The sequence below is a fragment of the Amycolatopsis sp. cmx-11-51 genome (genome assembly GCF_047608665.1).
GTDB lineage: Bacteria > Actinomycetota > Actinomycetes > Mycobacteriales > Pseudonocardiaceae > Amycolatopsis.
The window spans coordinates 180,547-194,525 of the sequence record NZ_JADNQO010000003.1 but is presented as its reverse complement, the minus strand read 5'-3'; the positions used below and the strand labels follow the sequence as shown (position 1 = coordinate 194,525).

Here is a 13,979-nt window from a genome sequence, read left to right as displayed (position 1 = left end):
AGGCGCCGGATTGGCCACGTCACAGTTCCAATCTCCGGCAGTTTGATTGGGCCAATATAAGCTCGGAGGGTGTCGTTCCACATCAGCCTCGACGGTCACTCCGACCTGGCCGCGCGGATCTATCGCCAGCTCCGCGACGGCATCCTCGACGGACGCCTGCGCTCCGGGGAACGCCTGCCGCCGACCAGGGAGCTGGCCAGGGAACTCGACGTCTCGCGCAACACCGTCGCGGTCGCCTACGAACGGCTCACCGCGGAGGGCTTCCTCAGCGGCCACGTCGGCCGCGGGACGTTCGTCAGCGCCGATCCCGTGGCGCGGGCGGATCGCGCGGCACCGACGGGCGCCAGTGTGCGACCGGTCGCACACTGGCGTTCGCTTCCGGCCCCGCTGGGCGCCGACCGGTCCGCGCCCGCCTTCGACTTCCGCGTCGGCGTCCCGGACCCCGCCCTGTTCCCGCTGCGGACCTGGCGACGGCTGGTCAGCCAGGCATTGCGGCCCTCGCTGCTGCCGCCGTCGGGATACGCCGACCCGGCCGGGCTCGAAGCACTGCGGGTGGCGATCGCCCGGCACGTCGGTGCCGCCCGGTCGGTGCGGGCAGGCGGCGAGGACGTCCTGGTCACCCAGGGGGCACAACAGGCCCTCGACCTGATCGGCCGGGTCCTGATCGAACCGGGCACACGTGTCGCCGTCGAAGACCCCGGCTATCCCCCGGCAGAGCGGCTTTTCTCCGCTCTCGGCGCCCGGGTCGAGAAGGTGCCTGTGGACGCCGAAGGCCTCGACGTCACCGCACTCGCCAGGGGCACCCGGTTGATCTATACGACGCCGTCACACCAGTTCCCGCTCGGCACGCCGATGTCACTCGCCAGGAGGACGGCGTTGCTGGCCTGGGCGGAGCGGAACGACGCGGTGATCGTCGAAGACGACTACGACAGCGAGTACCGGTTCTCGGATCGGCCGCTCGAACCACTCCAAAGCTTGGACCACAACGGCAGGGTGATTTACGTCGGTTCGTTCTCGAAGACCTTGCTTCCCTTGCTGCGTATCGGTTTCCTCGTCGCACCGGCTTCGCTGCGCCCGGCGTTGCGGCAGGCGAAGCAACTGATGGACTGGCACGGTGACCTCGTCACCCAATCGGCGTTGGCGAGCTTCATCGACGAAGGCCTGCTCGCCCGCCACGTACGTAAGGCCACCCGGGAGTATTCGGTGCGGCGGGATCGGATCCAGGCCTTCGTACGCGACGAACTGCAGGGCGTACTGGAGCTCGTTCCTTCGAGCGCGGGGCTTCACCTGTGCGCGGCGGTCACTCCACATGCGACGGTCACTGTGGACGATGCCGTCTCGAACGCGGCCCTGGCCGGGGTAGCCGTGGAAAGCCTGTCCACGTACGGGGGAACGCGCGGCGGGCTGGTGATCGGTTACGGGCTGGTCGGTTCCGATCGGATCGATGAAGGGCTCTCTCTGCTCGGGGAGTGCTTTTCGGCCGCCAAGATGTCACGAAAGGGGCTTTCAAGACACTTTCCGTCTTGAAAGCCCCTTTCATGACATCCGAGCGCCACGGACCGGCCGAAACTGTCGTACCCCGGTGGTCTCCTCTTCCCAGGCGACAGCGGGCCCGGTCGGGACCCGCGCGCGGAAGCGAGGAGGAAAGTCCCATGGCCGGAGAAACGGTGCTCACGGTGATCGGCAACCTGACGACCGATCCGGAACTGCGGTTCACCCCGTCGGGGGCGGCGGTCGCGAACTTCACGGTCGCGTCGACGCCGCGCGTGCTGGACCGCGCGAGCGGGGAATGGCGCGACGGCGACCCGCTGTTCCTGCGCTGCTCGCTCTGGAAGCAGGCGGCGGAGAACCTGACCGAATCACTGATCCGGGGCACCCGGGTGATCGTGCAGGGCAGGTTGAAGCAGCGATCGTTCGAAACGAAGGAAGGCGAGAAACGGACGGTGGTGGAACTCGACGTCGACGAGATCGGCCCGTCCTTGCGGTATGCCACGGCGAAGGTGAACAAGGCGGGCCGCAGTTCCGGCGGTGCCCCTTCGGACGGGGCCTGGGAGCGAACGCCGGTGGCCGCCGGTAGCCCGGAGCCGCCCTTCTGATCCGGAGTTTTCCTCCTGGGAGGGAGCGATTTCCCTCTCCCGCGCCATGCGAGGCCGCATCAGCACCCGTCCCGCGAAACGTTCGTCATCGTCCGCGACAGGGCCAGGTTCACCATCGGGCCGACGAACGCGAGGGCGGGGCGGGGGACGTCTCGGTCGTGCCCGCGGACACCCCGCACAAGTTCGCCGTGATCGGTCCGGAAACCTACGAAGCCGTCCACATCCACGAAAGCGACCACTTCGTCACCGAGTGGCTCGAATGAATTCTGTCGGAGGTAAGAAAACCCTTTCCGGGGTTAGAATCCCGACGACGTGCTCGTGGTCGGCGGGCACCGAGGCGACGGGAACCGGGAACTGTGACCGACGTAGCGGACCGCAGCGGTGACGAGACCCACCGGGTGGACAGATTCGAGCAACGACGTGCGCAGCTGGCGAGGTCGGCTCTGCTCACCTTGTCCGAACTGGGCTATGCACGCACGAGCCTGCGGGAGATCGCGCAGAACTCCGAGTTCTCCCATGGGGTCCTGCACTACTACTTCCGGAACAAGGCCGAGCTGATCACCTACTGCGTCAAGCAGTACAAGACCGAATGCGTCACCCGGTACGACCAGCTGGTCGAGATCGCGGAAACGGCCGAAGCACTGAAAGGGGCCTTCGGCGCCGCGATGGCGACCACGCTGCGCGAAGACGCCCGGCTGCATCGGCTCTGGTACGACCTGCGCAACCAGAGCCTGTTCGAGAAGGTGTTCCGGTCCGACGTCCTCGCCATCGACGAGACACTCGAACTGATGATCTGGCGGATCGTCGCCCGCTACGCGGAACTGCTGGGCAAGCCGCTGGATCTCGCACCGTCGACGACGTATGCGCTTTTCGACGGCCTGTTCCAGCAGGGCCTGCTGAGGTACCTCGCCGGCCGGGAGGACGCGGCGAGGTGCCTTCAGAATTCGGTCGAACAAGTACTGGCCCGGATCTTCACCACGTGATGATCGGGTACCAGATGACGCCGGTCCGGCCGAGCACGCGCAGGTCCCAGTACAGCAGTGTGAACGTGCCGGCGACCAGCAACGCGGCACCGGTCACCACGGCGATCCTGGTGGGCTTCGCGAGCATCCACCGCTGCGGCCGTCCGCCCGTGCCGTGCGTCAGCAGGAGGAACAACAACGCCATCACCAGGATGTTGCCGACCGATTGCAGGGAGAACGCGGCCGCGCCGTAGAAGACGTTGTGGCTTTCGGCCGCGCTGCGGAACATCATCCGGAACAGCGGGAACGGACGGCCGATCAGGAAGCCGCCGATGAGCACGCCCATCAGGACGAGCGGCGCGGGCGGGAACCGGCGGGTCAGGCCGGCGATCGGGTTGCGGACGATCCCGACGGAAGCCAGGCCCAGCACGATGAACACGATCCCGATCACGCCGTAGACGATCATCGACTGGATGTTCCGCGGCGTGAGCCCGCCCGGCGACGAAGCCGTCGAGAACTGCGGCATCCGCGTGCCGACGAGCGCGACGATGACGCCGTACACCACGGAAACGGTCAGCATTCCCGCCGCGATCCAGCCCAGTGGCTTCAAGGTGTCGACGAACTTCGGCCGTCCGGTGGTCTCACCGCCGACAAGCGGGGCGACGGCTCCGAAGGCGGCGATGTTGCACGCGGTGAACGTTCCGGCGAGCCCCGAGACGAACGCAAAGAACGTCCCCGCGACCACACCGCCGATCGGGGTCTCTTTGGCGTTGTGACCCAGCAGGGTGTTCGCCACGCTGTCGCCGATCACACTGTCCACGAACGGCGCCGACCAGATCACCGTCAGCGCGAAACCGGCGAGAACGGACCAGAGAACCACTCGCCACCGGTGTTCCGGATACGGTCCGGAGCCGAGGAAGTTCGGTCGAGGGGAAACGGGAGCGCGTTCGGTGACGGACATTCGTGCCTCCAGCGGCAGATGGCGAGATCCCCGGTGCTCATCGTTGTTCCAACAGTGGGGGCACGCCACCTCCAAAGTGCCGATCCGTCCTTGGTCCGACCGGCTCCCGGCAAACGCGGATTCACCGGTCCGGCGGGTGCCACCGAACGAGCGAATACGCTACGACGGCCGCGTTGCGGACCCCGAAAAAGATGAAAACCCCGGAGTCTCGTGGGATCGTGGTCGGACGAGAACCTCGAGCGAGACCTGGCTACTGACCCTGCGGAGGACGATGGACTTCGACGAGGTCGCGGACGAGCTCTACGCCGGCGATCCGGCCGAGTTCGTCTCGGTGCGCAACCAGCGGGCGAAAGAGGCCAAAGCGGCGGGTGACGCCGCACTGGCCGAACGCATCCGCGCGCTCCGGAAGCCCACCCTCGCGGCCACGATCCTCAACCGCCGGGCCGGTTCCCGCGAGCTGGAGGACCTGGCCAGGCTGGGCGAGGATCTGCGGAAGGCGCATTCGGCGCTGGCGGGCGCGGACCTGCGCAAGCTCACCCGGCGACGGCAGGAGCTGGTGAACCGGATCCTGCAGGACGAACGCTCGATGAGCGAGCCGGTCGCCCGCGAGGTCGAAGCGACCCTCGAAGCCGTAGTCGCCGATCCCGAGGTGGCGGCGCTCGCGCTGGCCGGGCGCCTGAGCACCGGCGCGGACAGCGCCGCCGATCAGTGGCTGACCAGCGGATTCGCCCCGCGACCGACCCGGGGACCCGCCCCGGAGCGCGAAAAGCCCGCCACCGTGTCGCATTTGGACGACCGGCGGAAGGCGAAACGGAAGGCCGAGCAGGAGCGGACGGCCAAGGCTCGCGAAGAGGCCGAGCGCGAAGAGAAACGGGTGGCGGAGTTCAACCGGCTCCGGCGCGAGGCGACCGATCTCGCGAAGGCCCGCAAGCAGGCCGAGATCGATCTCTCCCGCGCCGAACGCCGGGCCGAGAAGACCACGGCGAAGGCGAACGATCTCCGTCAGCGGCTCGCCGACGCCGAATTCGAGGAAGAGGCGGCGAACGGCGAGACCGCCGCCGCCCAGGCCACCTTGGACGATCTGACCACCGAAGCCGAGCGGATCGACGAAGCGCTCGAGCAGTTCTAGGCGGTTTGGCGTTCGCGGACCCGAGCCGCCATCACCCGGCGTCCGTAAGCCGTCTTCCCGCCCGGCTTGTACACCGACAGCACGGTCATGGTCACGTACATCGCCGTGGACACGATGATCGGGTAGAACCCGTCCACGCGACGGCCCATTTCGACGAATACACCGTCCATAGTGGACTCAGCGGCCGCTGCCAGCTCCCTGGTCCCCGGCAGCAGTGAGAACAACGTCAGCGCGACCGCGATCAGGGTCAGCACCAGTTTGATCGCGACCCACCTGTACCGGACCAGACCCCATTTCGTGCCGACGCTGAGCACGATCCCGCTGACCAGGGCGGTCAGGCTGACCGGCAGCAGCAGGTATCCGCCGACCTGGTCCATCATCAGGATGGCCGCGTGCTGGCGCAGGGGATCGTCGGTGAACACGGAGGTGAAGGTCAGGACCGTGTTCACCATGGTGATCCCGAGCCAGCCGAGGGACGAGACGACATGGACGACGATGGCGAGTTTCCGCCACCGCGGGGTGAGCGTCATCGGCGGTCGCCGCACTGTGGAAGTACTCATGCGCCCAGTGTTTCCGCGGGCGGCGCTCCTGTCGTCCGGCGTGGAGCGGCACCTCGCCTACGTATCGCGGAGTACGAGCCCCCGGAGGTAGGCGGCCTGCCCGGCGTGCTGGAGATCGTCGGACAGCACGCTGACCAGGCGTACCCCGAGGGTCACGGGCGGATCCCACGCGTCGTCGACGATACGGTCGAGGGCGGCTTCGTCGAGATCGGCGGCCCAAGCCGTCGTCGCCTCGTGCACCGCGTCGTAGTACCCGGTCAGCAGGTCGGCGGAATCGACCCGGACCACGTCGACGTCTTCGGGGCGATGTCCGTACCCGATGTCGGCCGCCGGGAACGGCAGCGCGAACCGGTCCAGCCAGCCCTGTGCGGTCCAGATCTGCTCGGTGCCCATGAGGTCGGCGATGTGGTCGTCCTGCACCCTGGCCAGATGCCAGACCAGCCAGGCGATCGTGTTCGCGCCCGGCGCCGGGCGCGCGGCCAGCTGTTCGACGCTGAGGCCTTCGACCGCCTCGTGCACGACCTCCTGGATGCGGCCGAACCCGTCGGCCACCACCTCGGCCAGTTTCATCGCATCCCCTTCCGAAGCCTCGTCTCCCGCCCACGATGCCACCACGAGGTGACCCCGACCTTGCAACCTTGACTTATATAAGCCCAGGCCGTGATAGTTGCCGGATGCACGCGTTCGACGTCCTGGGGGATCCGGTGCGCCGCCGGATCCTGGAACTGCTGGCGGACGGGGAACTGAGTTCCGGCGACGTGACCACGGTGGTCCGCGGCGAATTCGGGATCTCGCAGCCCGCGGTCTCCCAGCATCTGCGCGTTCTCCGCGAAAACGGCTTCACCACCGTCCGCGCCGAGGGCGCGCGACGCCTGTATTCGGTGGATCCGGGTCCGCTCAAGGACATCGACGGCTGGCTGGAACAGTACCGCCGGTTCTGGACGGGGCCGCTCGACGCGCTCGCCACCGAGATCGCGCGCGGCCGCCGGGAACGCCGGAAGGCCGCCGAAGAGGGCGGTTAGTCTCTGACCGTGCGCAAGAATTGGGGGCGCGCGGCGGTGATCGCCGTCGCGAGCATCGTCATCGTGCTCGGGCTCGTCTTCGCGGTCACGGTGCGCAGCGGGAAACCCGGCGGCGCTCAGTGGCTCTCCGCCGAGCAGCCCCTGCGGACGACGCCGAGGACGCCGTCCTATTCCACCGCCGCACCCACCCTCACGACACGGCCGACCTTGACCGTCGACAGCGGCTGCCGTCCCGGGCAGGGCCCGGCCGCGCTCGACCCGGTCTCCGACGCCACCACCCGCCGCGTCGGCGCCGCGTGGGACCGCGTCGAGCGGTGGCTCAAGGCCAACGCGCCGACGACGGCCGCGTCCCTGCGGCCTCCCGCGACGACCGCGCGGATCACCGAGGCGCAACGGCGGATCGGGGTCGCCTTGCCCGCCGAACTCATCGCCTCCCTTCGGCGGCACGACGGCGTTTCGGGAATCGGCGAGAGTTTCGCTCTTCCCCCGTTCCATCACCTGGCGTCCACAGAGACCGTCGCGAGGGAGGCGAAGGTCCTGTGCGAAGTGCTGATCTCGAACGGATCGGACGACAGCATCGGCTCCTGGTGGCACGGGCGGTTCGTGCCCATCGCCGTCAACGGCGGTGGCGACGGGCTGTTCCTCGACCAGCGCACCGGGACCGGAAGGCTCGGCGAATGGGACCACGAGGGATCGGTGGACTTCGACCGCCTGCCCACCACCCTGACCGAGCTGCTGGAGCAGACCGCCACAGCGCTCGAAACCGGCGGGGCGGTCCTCGGCGGCTACCGGCCGGTCGTCACCGAGAACCGGGCGCTGGACTGGGACTTCCCGCGCTGAGGTGCGCGGGCGCGGTCGCTGTCGGACCCCGCCCCTAGAATCGTCCGGGTGGCAGCCCCCGACATCGGTACCTCGGAAGCCCTCCAGACGCTGAACCGCGTTTTCGGCTACGACAACTTCCGCGGCGACCAGCAAGCCATCGTCGAACACGTCATCTCAGGCGGTGACGCGCTCGTTCTCATGCCCACCGGCGGCGGCAAGTCGCTGTGTTACCAGATCCCGGCGCTGGTACGGCCGGGTGTCGGTGTGGTGATCTCACCGCTGATCGCGTTGATGCAGGACCAGGTCGACGCGCTGCGGAACCTCGGCGTGCGCGCCGGCTTCCTGAACTCGACGCAGGACTACGCCGAGCGCAACCGGGTCGAGGCCGACTTCCTCTCCGGCGAGCTGGACCTGCTGTACCTGGCGCCGGAACGGCTTTCCGTCGAAGCGACCGTGCGGCTGCTCGACCGCGGCAAGGTCTCGCTGTTCGCGATCGACGAGGCGCACTGTGTCTCCCAGTGGGGCCACGACTTCCGGCCCGACTACCTGATGCTGTCCGCGGTGCACGAGCGCTGGCCGGACGTGCCGAGGATCGCGCTCACCGCCACCGCCACCAAGACGACACACGCCGAGATCGCGTCCCGGCTCAACCTCGAGGACGCGCGACACTTCGTCGCGAGCTTCGACCGGCCGAACATCCAGTACCGGATCATCGGCAAGAACTCGCCGCAGCGCCAGTTGCTGGAACTGCTGCGCACCGAGCACAAGGGCGACGCGGGGATCGTCTACTGCCTGTCGAGGAACTCGGTGGAGAAGACCGCGGACTTCCTGGTGGAGAACGGGATTCCGGCGGTGCCCTATCACGCCGGGCTGGACGCGCGGACGCGCGCGAAGCACCAGTCCCGGTTCCTGCGCGAGGACGGGCTGACCGTCGTCGCGACGATCGCGTTCGGCATGGGCATCGACAAACCGGACGTGCGGTTCGTCGCGCATCTGGACCTGCCGAAGTCCGTCGAGGGCTACTACCAGGAGACCGGCCGCGCGGGTCGGGACGGGCTGCCTTCGACGGCGTGGCTGGCGTACGGCCTCCAAGACGTCGTGCAGCAGCGCAAGATGATCGACATGTCGGAGGGATCCGAGGCGCACAAGCGGTCGCAGAGCGCCCATCTCAACGCGATGCTGGCGCTGTGCGAGACGGTCGAATGCCGTCGTGTGCAGGTGCTGACCTACTTCGGGCAGAAGAGTGAGCCGTGCGGCAACTGCGACACCTGCCTGGCGCCCCCGGAGACCTGGGACGGCACGATCCCGGCGCAGAAACTCCTCTCCACCATCGTCCGGCTGCAGAACGAACGGCGGCAGAAGTTCGGCGCGGGTCAGATCATCGACATCCTGCTCGGCAAAGCGACGCCGAAGGTGACCCAGCACCGGCACGATTCGCTGAAGGTCTTCGGGATCGGCACGGAACTGAAAGAGCCCGAGTGGCGGGCGGTGGTCCGGCAACTGCTGGCGCAGGGGCTCGCCGCGGTCGAGGGCGACTACGGCTCACTCGTGCTGACCGGGGGCAGCGCCGAGGTGCTCGGCGGGCAGCGGAAGGTCCAACTGCGGCGTGAGCCGGAACGGGCGGCCAAGGCGGCGGCCAGGTCCGGCGCGAAGAAGGCGGCGGCCGCCGACATGCCTGCCGAAGCGGCGCCGGTGTTCGAACTGCTGCGTTCGTGGCGAGCCGCGGCGGCGAAGGAGCAAGGGGTGCCCGCGTACGTGATCTTCCACGACGCGACCCTGCGCCAGATCGCCACCAAACGGCCCGCCACGCTGCAGGAGCTGGGTACGGTCAGCGGCGTCGGCGAGAACAAGCTCGCGAAGTACGGCGAGCAGATCCTCGAGACGCTCTCAGCCGAGAGCTAGCGGCTCAGTACTCATTGGGGCGACGCGGGGGCCGTCCGGTCATCCCGTCGACCTTGCGGACAGCACCGTCGATCCGGTGGTGGTACTTGCCCTTGGTCTTGTGGTCGACGAAGGTCGCGGCCTTGTTCACGGCCTTGGAGACCTTCTCGGGATTTTTCCGCACGTAGGCGCGCACGGCCCCGGCGGTGCCGGCCAGGGCGGTCAACTTCCGCAGTAGAGCCACGATGGGTCCCTTTCCTTGGGGTCGTCTGATTGTCTGCTCAACGACCGGTGGTGCCCATCGGGTTCCCCGTAGCGCGCCAAATCACTCATTTCGGATATCCTCGCTGCTCAGACCCCTTAAAACCAGGCGCGTGACGCGGCGCCCGCCGCTAAGTTCGGGCTCATGCGTGATCTTTCGCGGCTGCCCAAGGCTCATCTGCACGTCCACCTCGAAAGCACCATCCGGCCGGACACGCTCCGTGATCTCGGCGAGGCGAACGGTATCGCCGTACCCGCCGAGCAACCGGTGTTCGACGGATTCCGCGCGTTCGGTGACTACAACGGGCTGCTGCGGTCCTGTCTACGGCGACCGGAGGACTTCGAACGGGTGGCGCGGGAGTTCTGCGAGGACCAGGTCGCGGACGGCGTCCGCTACGCCGAAGTCACCTTCACGGCGGGGTCGCACGGCGAACGGCTCGGCGAGCCGGACATGCCGCTGGCGTCCGTCCTCAAAGGACTCTCGGTCGGTGCGGCCGAACACGGGCTCACCACCAGGGTGATCCTGGACCACTCCCGCCGCCGGTCGGTCGAACGCGCCCGGCTCACCCTCGACCTCGCCCGCCGCTATGCCCGGGACGGGGTGTTCGCGATCGGGCTCGCCGGGGAGGAGAAGTACCCGCTCGCGCCGTTCGCGGGGATCTGCGACGAGGCCGAGGAGGCCGGTCTGCACCTGATCCACCACGCCGGGGAGGACGCCGGCCCGGACAGCATCCGCGAGGCACTCGACCTCGGGCACAGCGAACGGATCGGCCACGGCATCCGGATCCTGGAGGACGTCGCGCTGGTCGCCGAAGTGCGGGAACGCGGCATCGCGCTGGAGGTCTGCCCATCGTCGAACGTGACGCTCGGGCTCGTGCCGTCCTTCGAAGAGCACCCACTCCCCCGGCTGGCCGACGCCGGTCTCGTGGTCACCCTCAGCACCGACGTCCCCTCGGTCACCGGGACCACGCTGACCGACGAGTTCCTGCGCGCCCGGGAGGCGTTCGCCTACGACGACCTCACGCTCGCCGGTCTCGCCAGGGCGTCTGTCGACGCCTCCTTCGCGCCCGCCGAGCTCAAGCGTGCGATCCAGGTGGAGATCGACGCCTGGCTCGGCTGACGGGTGGCCCGGCTCACCCGGGGGGCGGGCTCCACGACTTCTCCACATCCGTCACGTACCGTGGAACCGGTGACCGCTTCATCCCCTTCGACCCTGGACCTGATGGGCCAATGGCAAACCCCGCCCAAGAGGCGCGGCCCGCGCGGCTGCGTAATGCTCACCCTGCTGGTCGTGGGCGCCCTGGTGGCCGGTGCGGTGTGGGTGGCGGTCAGCCTCGGCGACCGCGAGCGGGTGCCGGTCAAACCGGTGTTCGCCGTTCCCGCGCTCAAGCCCGAGCCGCGTTCGGGGATTCCTGGCGACCCCGGGCCGCTGCCCGCGGCGCCCGCGAAGGACGCCTGGATCGCGAAGGTGTCGGAGAACACAGACATCCCTTCGCGCACGCTGCGTGCTTACGTGAACGCGGCCGAAAAAGCCCCTGCTCGCTGTGACATCACCTGGGCGACCGTCGCCGGGATCGGCCGCACCGAGTCCCAGCACGCCCGGCACGACGGTTCCCGTGCCGGCGAGGACGGCGTCGTGACGCCGCCGATCATCGGCATCCCGCTCGACGGCTCCCCCGGCGTGATGGCGGTCGTCGACACCGACAAGGGCGCCCTCGACGGCGACCCGAAGTGGGATCGCGCGGTCGGGCCGATGCAGTTCCTGCCGGCCACCTGGAAGCGGTACGGCGTCCGCGCGAGCGGCGACGGCGCCACGCCGGATCCGCAGCACATCGACGACGCCGCGATGACGGCAGCGCGGTACCTGTGCGCGCGGGGCGGCGACCTCGGCAAGCCGGCCGGCTGGTGGACCGCGGTGCTGACCTACAACAACTCCACCGCGTACGGGCAGGAAGTGTTCAGCAACGCCGACGCGTACGGCAAGGCGGCGCTCGGAAAGTGACAGCCAGGCGCAGCCTGCCCGTTGAGGGTGGCGGTGGGGCGGGGTCCGGGCTAGGCGGGCAGCAACCGGGTGACCAACCTGGTCAGCTGGTGCACGTTCCGGCATTCGTACATCTCGACGACCTCAGCGTAGGCGTGCGCCTCGGAGTCACCGGTGGACCACAGCGCGGTCCGCTCGGGATTGAGCCAGTACGTATGCCTCGCCTTGGAGGCGATCGCGCGTACCGCGGCCAGGTTCGGGTCGCCGCCGTTGGTCCTGGCGTCACCGAGGATGAGCATGGACGTCCTTGGCCCCACGGCGTCCGCGTAGCGCTCGGCGAATTCGCCTAGCGCGTTCCCGTAATCGCTGTGGCCGTCCCACCGGGTGAGTTCGGCGTCGGCGAGGATGCGGGCGCCGAGGTCTTCGGGGTCGGCCGCGCCCGTGTCGACGAGGTGGGTGATCTCGTCGCAGGCGTCGATGAACGCGAACACCCGCACCTTGCCGAACTGGTCGCGCAAGGCCTGCACCAGGAGCATGGTGAAGTTCGCGAATCCGGCCACCGACCCCGACATGTCGCACAGCAGCACGATTTCCGGCCGCCCCGGCCGGTGCCGCCGGTACGACGGCCGCATCGGGACGCCGCCGGTGGACAGCGAACGCCGCAACGTCCGGCGCAGGTCGATCTGCCCGCGCGCGTGCCGCCGGCGCCGGGCGGCCAGCCGGGTGGCGAGCTTGCGCGACAACGGTTGCACGACCCGGCGGAGTTCTGCCAGCTGCGCGCGGCTGGCGAGCAGGAAGTCGACACGGTCGGCGGCCGCCGGGACGGCGTGCCGCGAAACCCGTTCCCTGCCACGGACCTCCGCCACCCTGCGGCGCGCTTCGGTCCGCACCAGCCCACGGAATCCTTCGACACGGCGGCGGACGTCATCGCGATCCAGTCTGTCAGTGAAATCGTTCAAGGCGCCCGTACGGATCGCTTCGAGCACGCGCACCACGAGCGTCTGCGGCTGAAGCCGTTCCAGTGTCTGGTGGGCCGACCAGCCACCCGCGCCCGCCGTGCCGCCGTACTCCCCCAGCATGGCGACGGCGAGCCCGGCGAGTTGCGTCAGTTCCGTCTGGTCGTCGGCCGCGAGCGCCGAGGCGAGCCGATCGCGCAGTGCCGCCAGGTCATCGACGGGCTCCTGCGACGGCGCGCCGATCCCGAGCGGGAAGTAGATGTCGAACGTCGCGTCGAACACCGCGCGCTGGCCGCCGCGCCGGACGAGTGCCGCCGCGAGGCCTTCCCGCATCTGCTCGCGTGAGGCGAGACCGAGCACCTCCAGTGCCGCGGCGGCGTCGACCGTCTCACTCGGACCCGCCGGGATCCCGTGTTCCCGCAACGCTTGCACGAATTCGACGAGCCTGCCCGGCACGCCGCTCACGAGTCGAGGACCTTGCCGAGTTCCAGTCGCGCGTCCGCCTTCACGATGTCGTCCCGGTGTTTGAGGATGACGCCGAGACTCGCGCGGACGACGTCCTCGCCGAGGCTGTCGGCGCCGAGCGCCAGCAAGGTGCGGGCCCAGTCGATGGTTTCGGCGACCGACGGGGCCTTCCGCAGTTCCATCGCCCGCAGCGCGGTGATCACCTTGACCACGGACGCGGCCAGCGCGTCGTCGACGCCCGGCACCTTGAGCCGCACGATGCGCTGTTCCAGTGCCGCGTCGGGGAAATCGATGTGCAGGAACAGACAGCGCCGTCGCAGCGCCTCGGACAGTTCCCGGGTCGCGTTCGAAGTCAGCACCACGAACGGTGTGCGCCCGGCGGTGATCGTGCCGAGTTCCGGGACGGTGATCTGGAAGTCACCGAGGACCTCCAGCAGCAGGCCTTCGATCTCGACGTCGGCCTTGTCGGTCTCGTCGATGAGCAGAACGGTCGGCTCGTCGCCCTTGATCGCCGTCAGCAGCGGCCGGGCCAGCAGGAACTCTTCACCGAAGATGTCGTTGCGGGCTTCGTCCCACGTCTCGTCTTTGCCGGCGGTGATCCGGAGAAGCTGCTTCGCGTGGTTCCACTCGTACAGCGCGCGGGACTCGTCGACACCTTCGTAGCACTGAAGCCGCACGAGCCGAGACCCGCTGGCCTCGGCGACCGCCTTGGCGAGTTCGGTCTTGCCGACCCCCGCGGGGCCCTCGATCAGCAACGGCTTGCCGAGGGCGTCCGCGAGGAACACCGTGGTGGCGACGGCCGCGGAGGCCAGGTAGCCGGTGTCGGCGAGCTTCGCCGTCACGTCTTCGACGGATGTGAAGTATCCGGTCCCAGCCACGCGGC

The 13,979-nt window shown here is 68.8% G+C and carries 15 protein-coding genes; 9 read left to right on the top strand and 6 right to left on the bottom strand.

The genetic code is table 11. The features are described 5' to 3' along the window. Nucleotides 1–69: 69 nt before the first annotated feature. The 3 genes from ACM6LU_RS14320 to ACM6LU_RS14310 all read left to right on the top strand — a co-directional run bounded on the left by ACM6LU_RS14320 (nt 70) and on the right by ACM6LU_RS14310 (nt 3,079). Nucleotides 70–1,527, top strand: coding sequence for a PLP-dependent aminotransferase family protein (locus ACM6LU_RS14320; protein ID WP_414938146.1), 1,458 nt, complete (start codon nt 70–72; stop codon nt 1,525–1,527). A gap of 125 nt (nt 1,528–1,652) precedes the next feature. Next, nucleotides 1,653–2,096, top strand: a complete 444-nt coding sequence (locus ACM6LU_RS14315) for a single-stranded DNA-binding protein (RefSeq protein ID WP_414938145.1) — start codon at nt 1,653–1,655, stop codon at nt 2,094–2,096. 356 nt (nt 2,097–2,452) lie between these two features. Beyond that, nucleotides 2,453–3,079: a TetR/AcrR family transcriptional regulator gene (locus ACM6LU_RS14310; RefSeq protein ID WP_414938144.1), complete on the top strand. Its 627-nt coding sequence runs from the start codon at nt 2,453–2,455 to the stop codon at nt 3,077–3,079. On the opposite strand, the gene ACM6LU_RS14305 is transcribed toward ACM6LU_RS14310, so the two are convergent. Further along, the gene (locus tag ACM6LU_RS14305) at nt 3,069–4,019 is read right to left on the bottom strand and encodes a hypothetical protein (RefSeq protein WP_414938143.1); all 951 of its coding nucleotides are present in this window, start codon (nt 4,017–4,019) and stop codon (nt 3,069–3,071) included. The genes ACM6LU_RS14310 and ACM6LU_RS14305 overlap by 11 nt on opposite strands. Nucleotides 4,020–4,290: 271 nt before the next feature. Between ACM6LU_RS14305 and ACM6LU_RS14300 the strand changes: the two genes are divergently transcribed. Further along, the gene (locus ACM6LU_RS14300) at nt 4,291–5,148 is read left to right on the top strand and encodes a hypothetical protein (RefSeq protein ID WP_414938142.1); all 858 of its coding nucleotides are present in this window, start codon (nt 4,291–4,293) and stop codon (nt 5,146–5,148) included. Here ACM6LU_RS14300 and ACM6LU_RS14295 read toward each other — a convergent pair. Beyond that, nucleotides 5,145–5,708, bottom strand: a complete 564-nt coding sequence (locus ACM6LU_RS14295; protein WP_414938141.1) for a hypothetical protein — start codon at nt 5,706–5,708, stop codon at nt 5,145–5,147. The genes ACM6LU_RS14300 and ACM6LU_RS14295 overlap by 4 nt on opposite strands. 57 nt (nt 5,709–5,765) lie before the next feature. After that, entirely contained in the window at nt 5,766–6,278 is a 513-nt protein-coding gene (locus ACM6LU_RS14290; protein WP_414938140.1) for a mycothiol transferase, read from the bottom strand. 104 nt (nt 6,279–6,382) lie between these two features. On the opposite strand from ACM6LU_RS14290, the gene ACM6LU_RS14285 reads away from it, so the two are divergent. Genes ACM6LU_RS14285 through recQ form a run of 3 tightly spaced genes read left to right on the top strand, consistent with a single transcriptional unit; the run spans nt 6,383 to nt 9,454 of the window. After that, entirely contained in the window at nt 6,383–6,730 is a 348-nt protein-coding gene (locus ACM6LU_RS14285; protein WP_414938139.1) for an ArsR/SmtB family transcription factor, read from the top strand. Nucleotides 6,731–6,739: 9 nt separating this feature from the next. After that, a complete protein-coding gene (locus ACM6LU_RS14280; RefSeq protein WP_414938138.1) occupies nt 6,740–7,570 on the top strand; it encodes an SMI1/KNR4 family protein in 831 nt (276 codons plus the stop codon). 48 nt (nt 7,571–7,618) lie between these two features. Beyond that, a complete protein-coding gene (gene recQ / locus ACM6LU_RS14275; RefSeq protein ID WP_414938137.1) occupies nt 7,619–9,454 on the top strand; it encodes a DNA helicase RecQ in 1,836 nt (611 codons plus the stop codon). A gap of 4 nt (nt 9,455–9,458) precedes the next feature. On the opposite strand, the gene ACM6LU_RS14270 is transcribed toward recQ, so the two are convergent. After that, the gene (locus ACM6LU_RS14270; protein ID WP_414938136.1) at nt 9,459–9,677 is read right to left on the bottom strand and encodes an antitoxin; all 219 of its coding nucleotides are present in this window, start codon (nt 9,675–9,677) and stop codon (nt 9,459–9,461) included. Nucleotides 9,678–9,839: 162 nt separating this feature from the next. Between ACM6LU_RS14270 and add the strand changes: the two genes are divergently transcribed. Beyond that, nucleotides 9,840–10,814 carry an adenosine deaminase gene (add, locus tag ACM6LU_RS14265; RefSeq protein ID WP_414938135.1) on the top strand — a complete coding sequence of 325 codons (975 nt, stop codon included), beginning with the start codon at nt 9,840–9,842 and terminating at the stop codon, nt 10,812–10,814. Nucleotides 10,815–10,883: 69 nt separating this feature from the next. After that, a complete protein-coding gene (locus tag ACM6LU_RS14260) occupies nt 10,884–11,696 on the top strand; it encodes a lytic transglycosylase domain-containing protein (protein WP_414938134.1) in 813 nt (270 codons plus the stop codon). Between the two features lie 50 nt (nt 11,697–11,746). Here the strand turns inward: ACM6LU_RS14260 and ACM6LU_RS14255 are convergent, their stop codons facing one another. Next, nucleotides 11,747–13,096: a vWA domain-containing protein gene (locus tag ACM6LU_RS14255; RefSeq protein WP_414938133.1), complete on the bottom strand. Its 1,350-nt coding sequence runs from the start codon at nt 13,094–13,096 to the stop codon at nt 11,747–11,749. Beyond that, nucleotides 13,093–13,974, bottom strand: a complete 882-nt coding sequence (locus ACM6LU_RS14250) for an AAA family ATPase (protein WP_414938132.1) — start codon at nt 13,972–13,974, stop codon at nt 13,093–13,095. The genes ACM6LU_RS14255 and ACM6LU_RS14250 overlap by 4 nt, the downstream gene beginning before the upstream one ends. Nucleotides 13,975–13,979: the final 5 nt, after the last annotated feature.

Bases quoted from the DNA above. Each gene is read 5' to 3' on its own strand.
- ACM6LU_RS14315 (WP_414938145.1), top strand. From the start codon at position 1,653: ATGGCCGGAGAAACGGTGCTCACGGTGATCGGCAACCTGACGACCGAT.
- ACM6LU_RS14305 (WP_414938143.1), bottom strand. From the start codon at position 4,019: ATGTCCGTCACCGAACGCGCTCCCGTTTCCCCTCGACCGAACTTCCTC.
- ACM6LU_RS14300 (WP_414938142.1), top strand. From the start codon at position 4,291: ATGGACTTCGACGAGGTCGCGGACGAGCTCTACGCCGGCGATCCGGCC.
- ACM6LU_RS14295 (WP_414938141.1), bottom strand. From the start codon at position 5,708: ATGAGTACTTCCACAGTGCGGCGACCGCCGATGACGCTCACCCCGCGG.
- ACM6LU_RS14290 (WP_414938140.1), bottom strand. From the start codon at position 6,278: ATGAAACTGGCCGAGGTGGTGGCCGACGGGTTCGGCCGCATCCAGGAG.
- ACM6LU_RS14285 (WP_414938139.1), top strand. From the start codon at position 6,383: ATGCACGCGTTCGACGTCCTGGGGGATCCGGTGCGCCGCCGGATCCTG.
- add (WP_414938135.1), top strand. From the start codon at position 9,840: ATGCGTGATCTTTCGCGGCTGCCCAAGGCTCATCTGCACGTCCACCTC.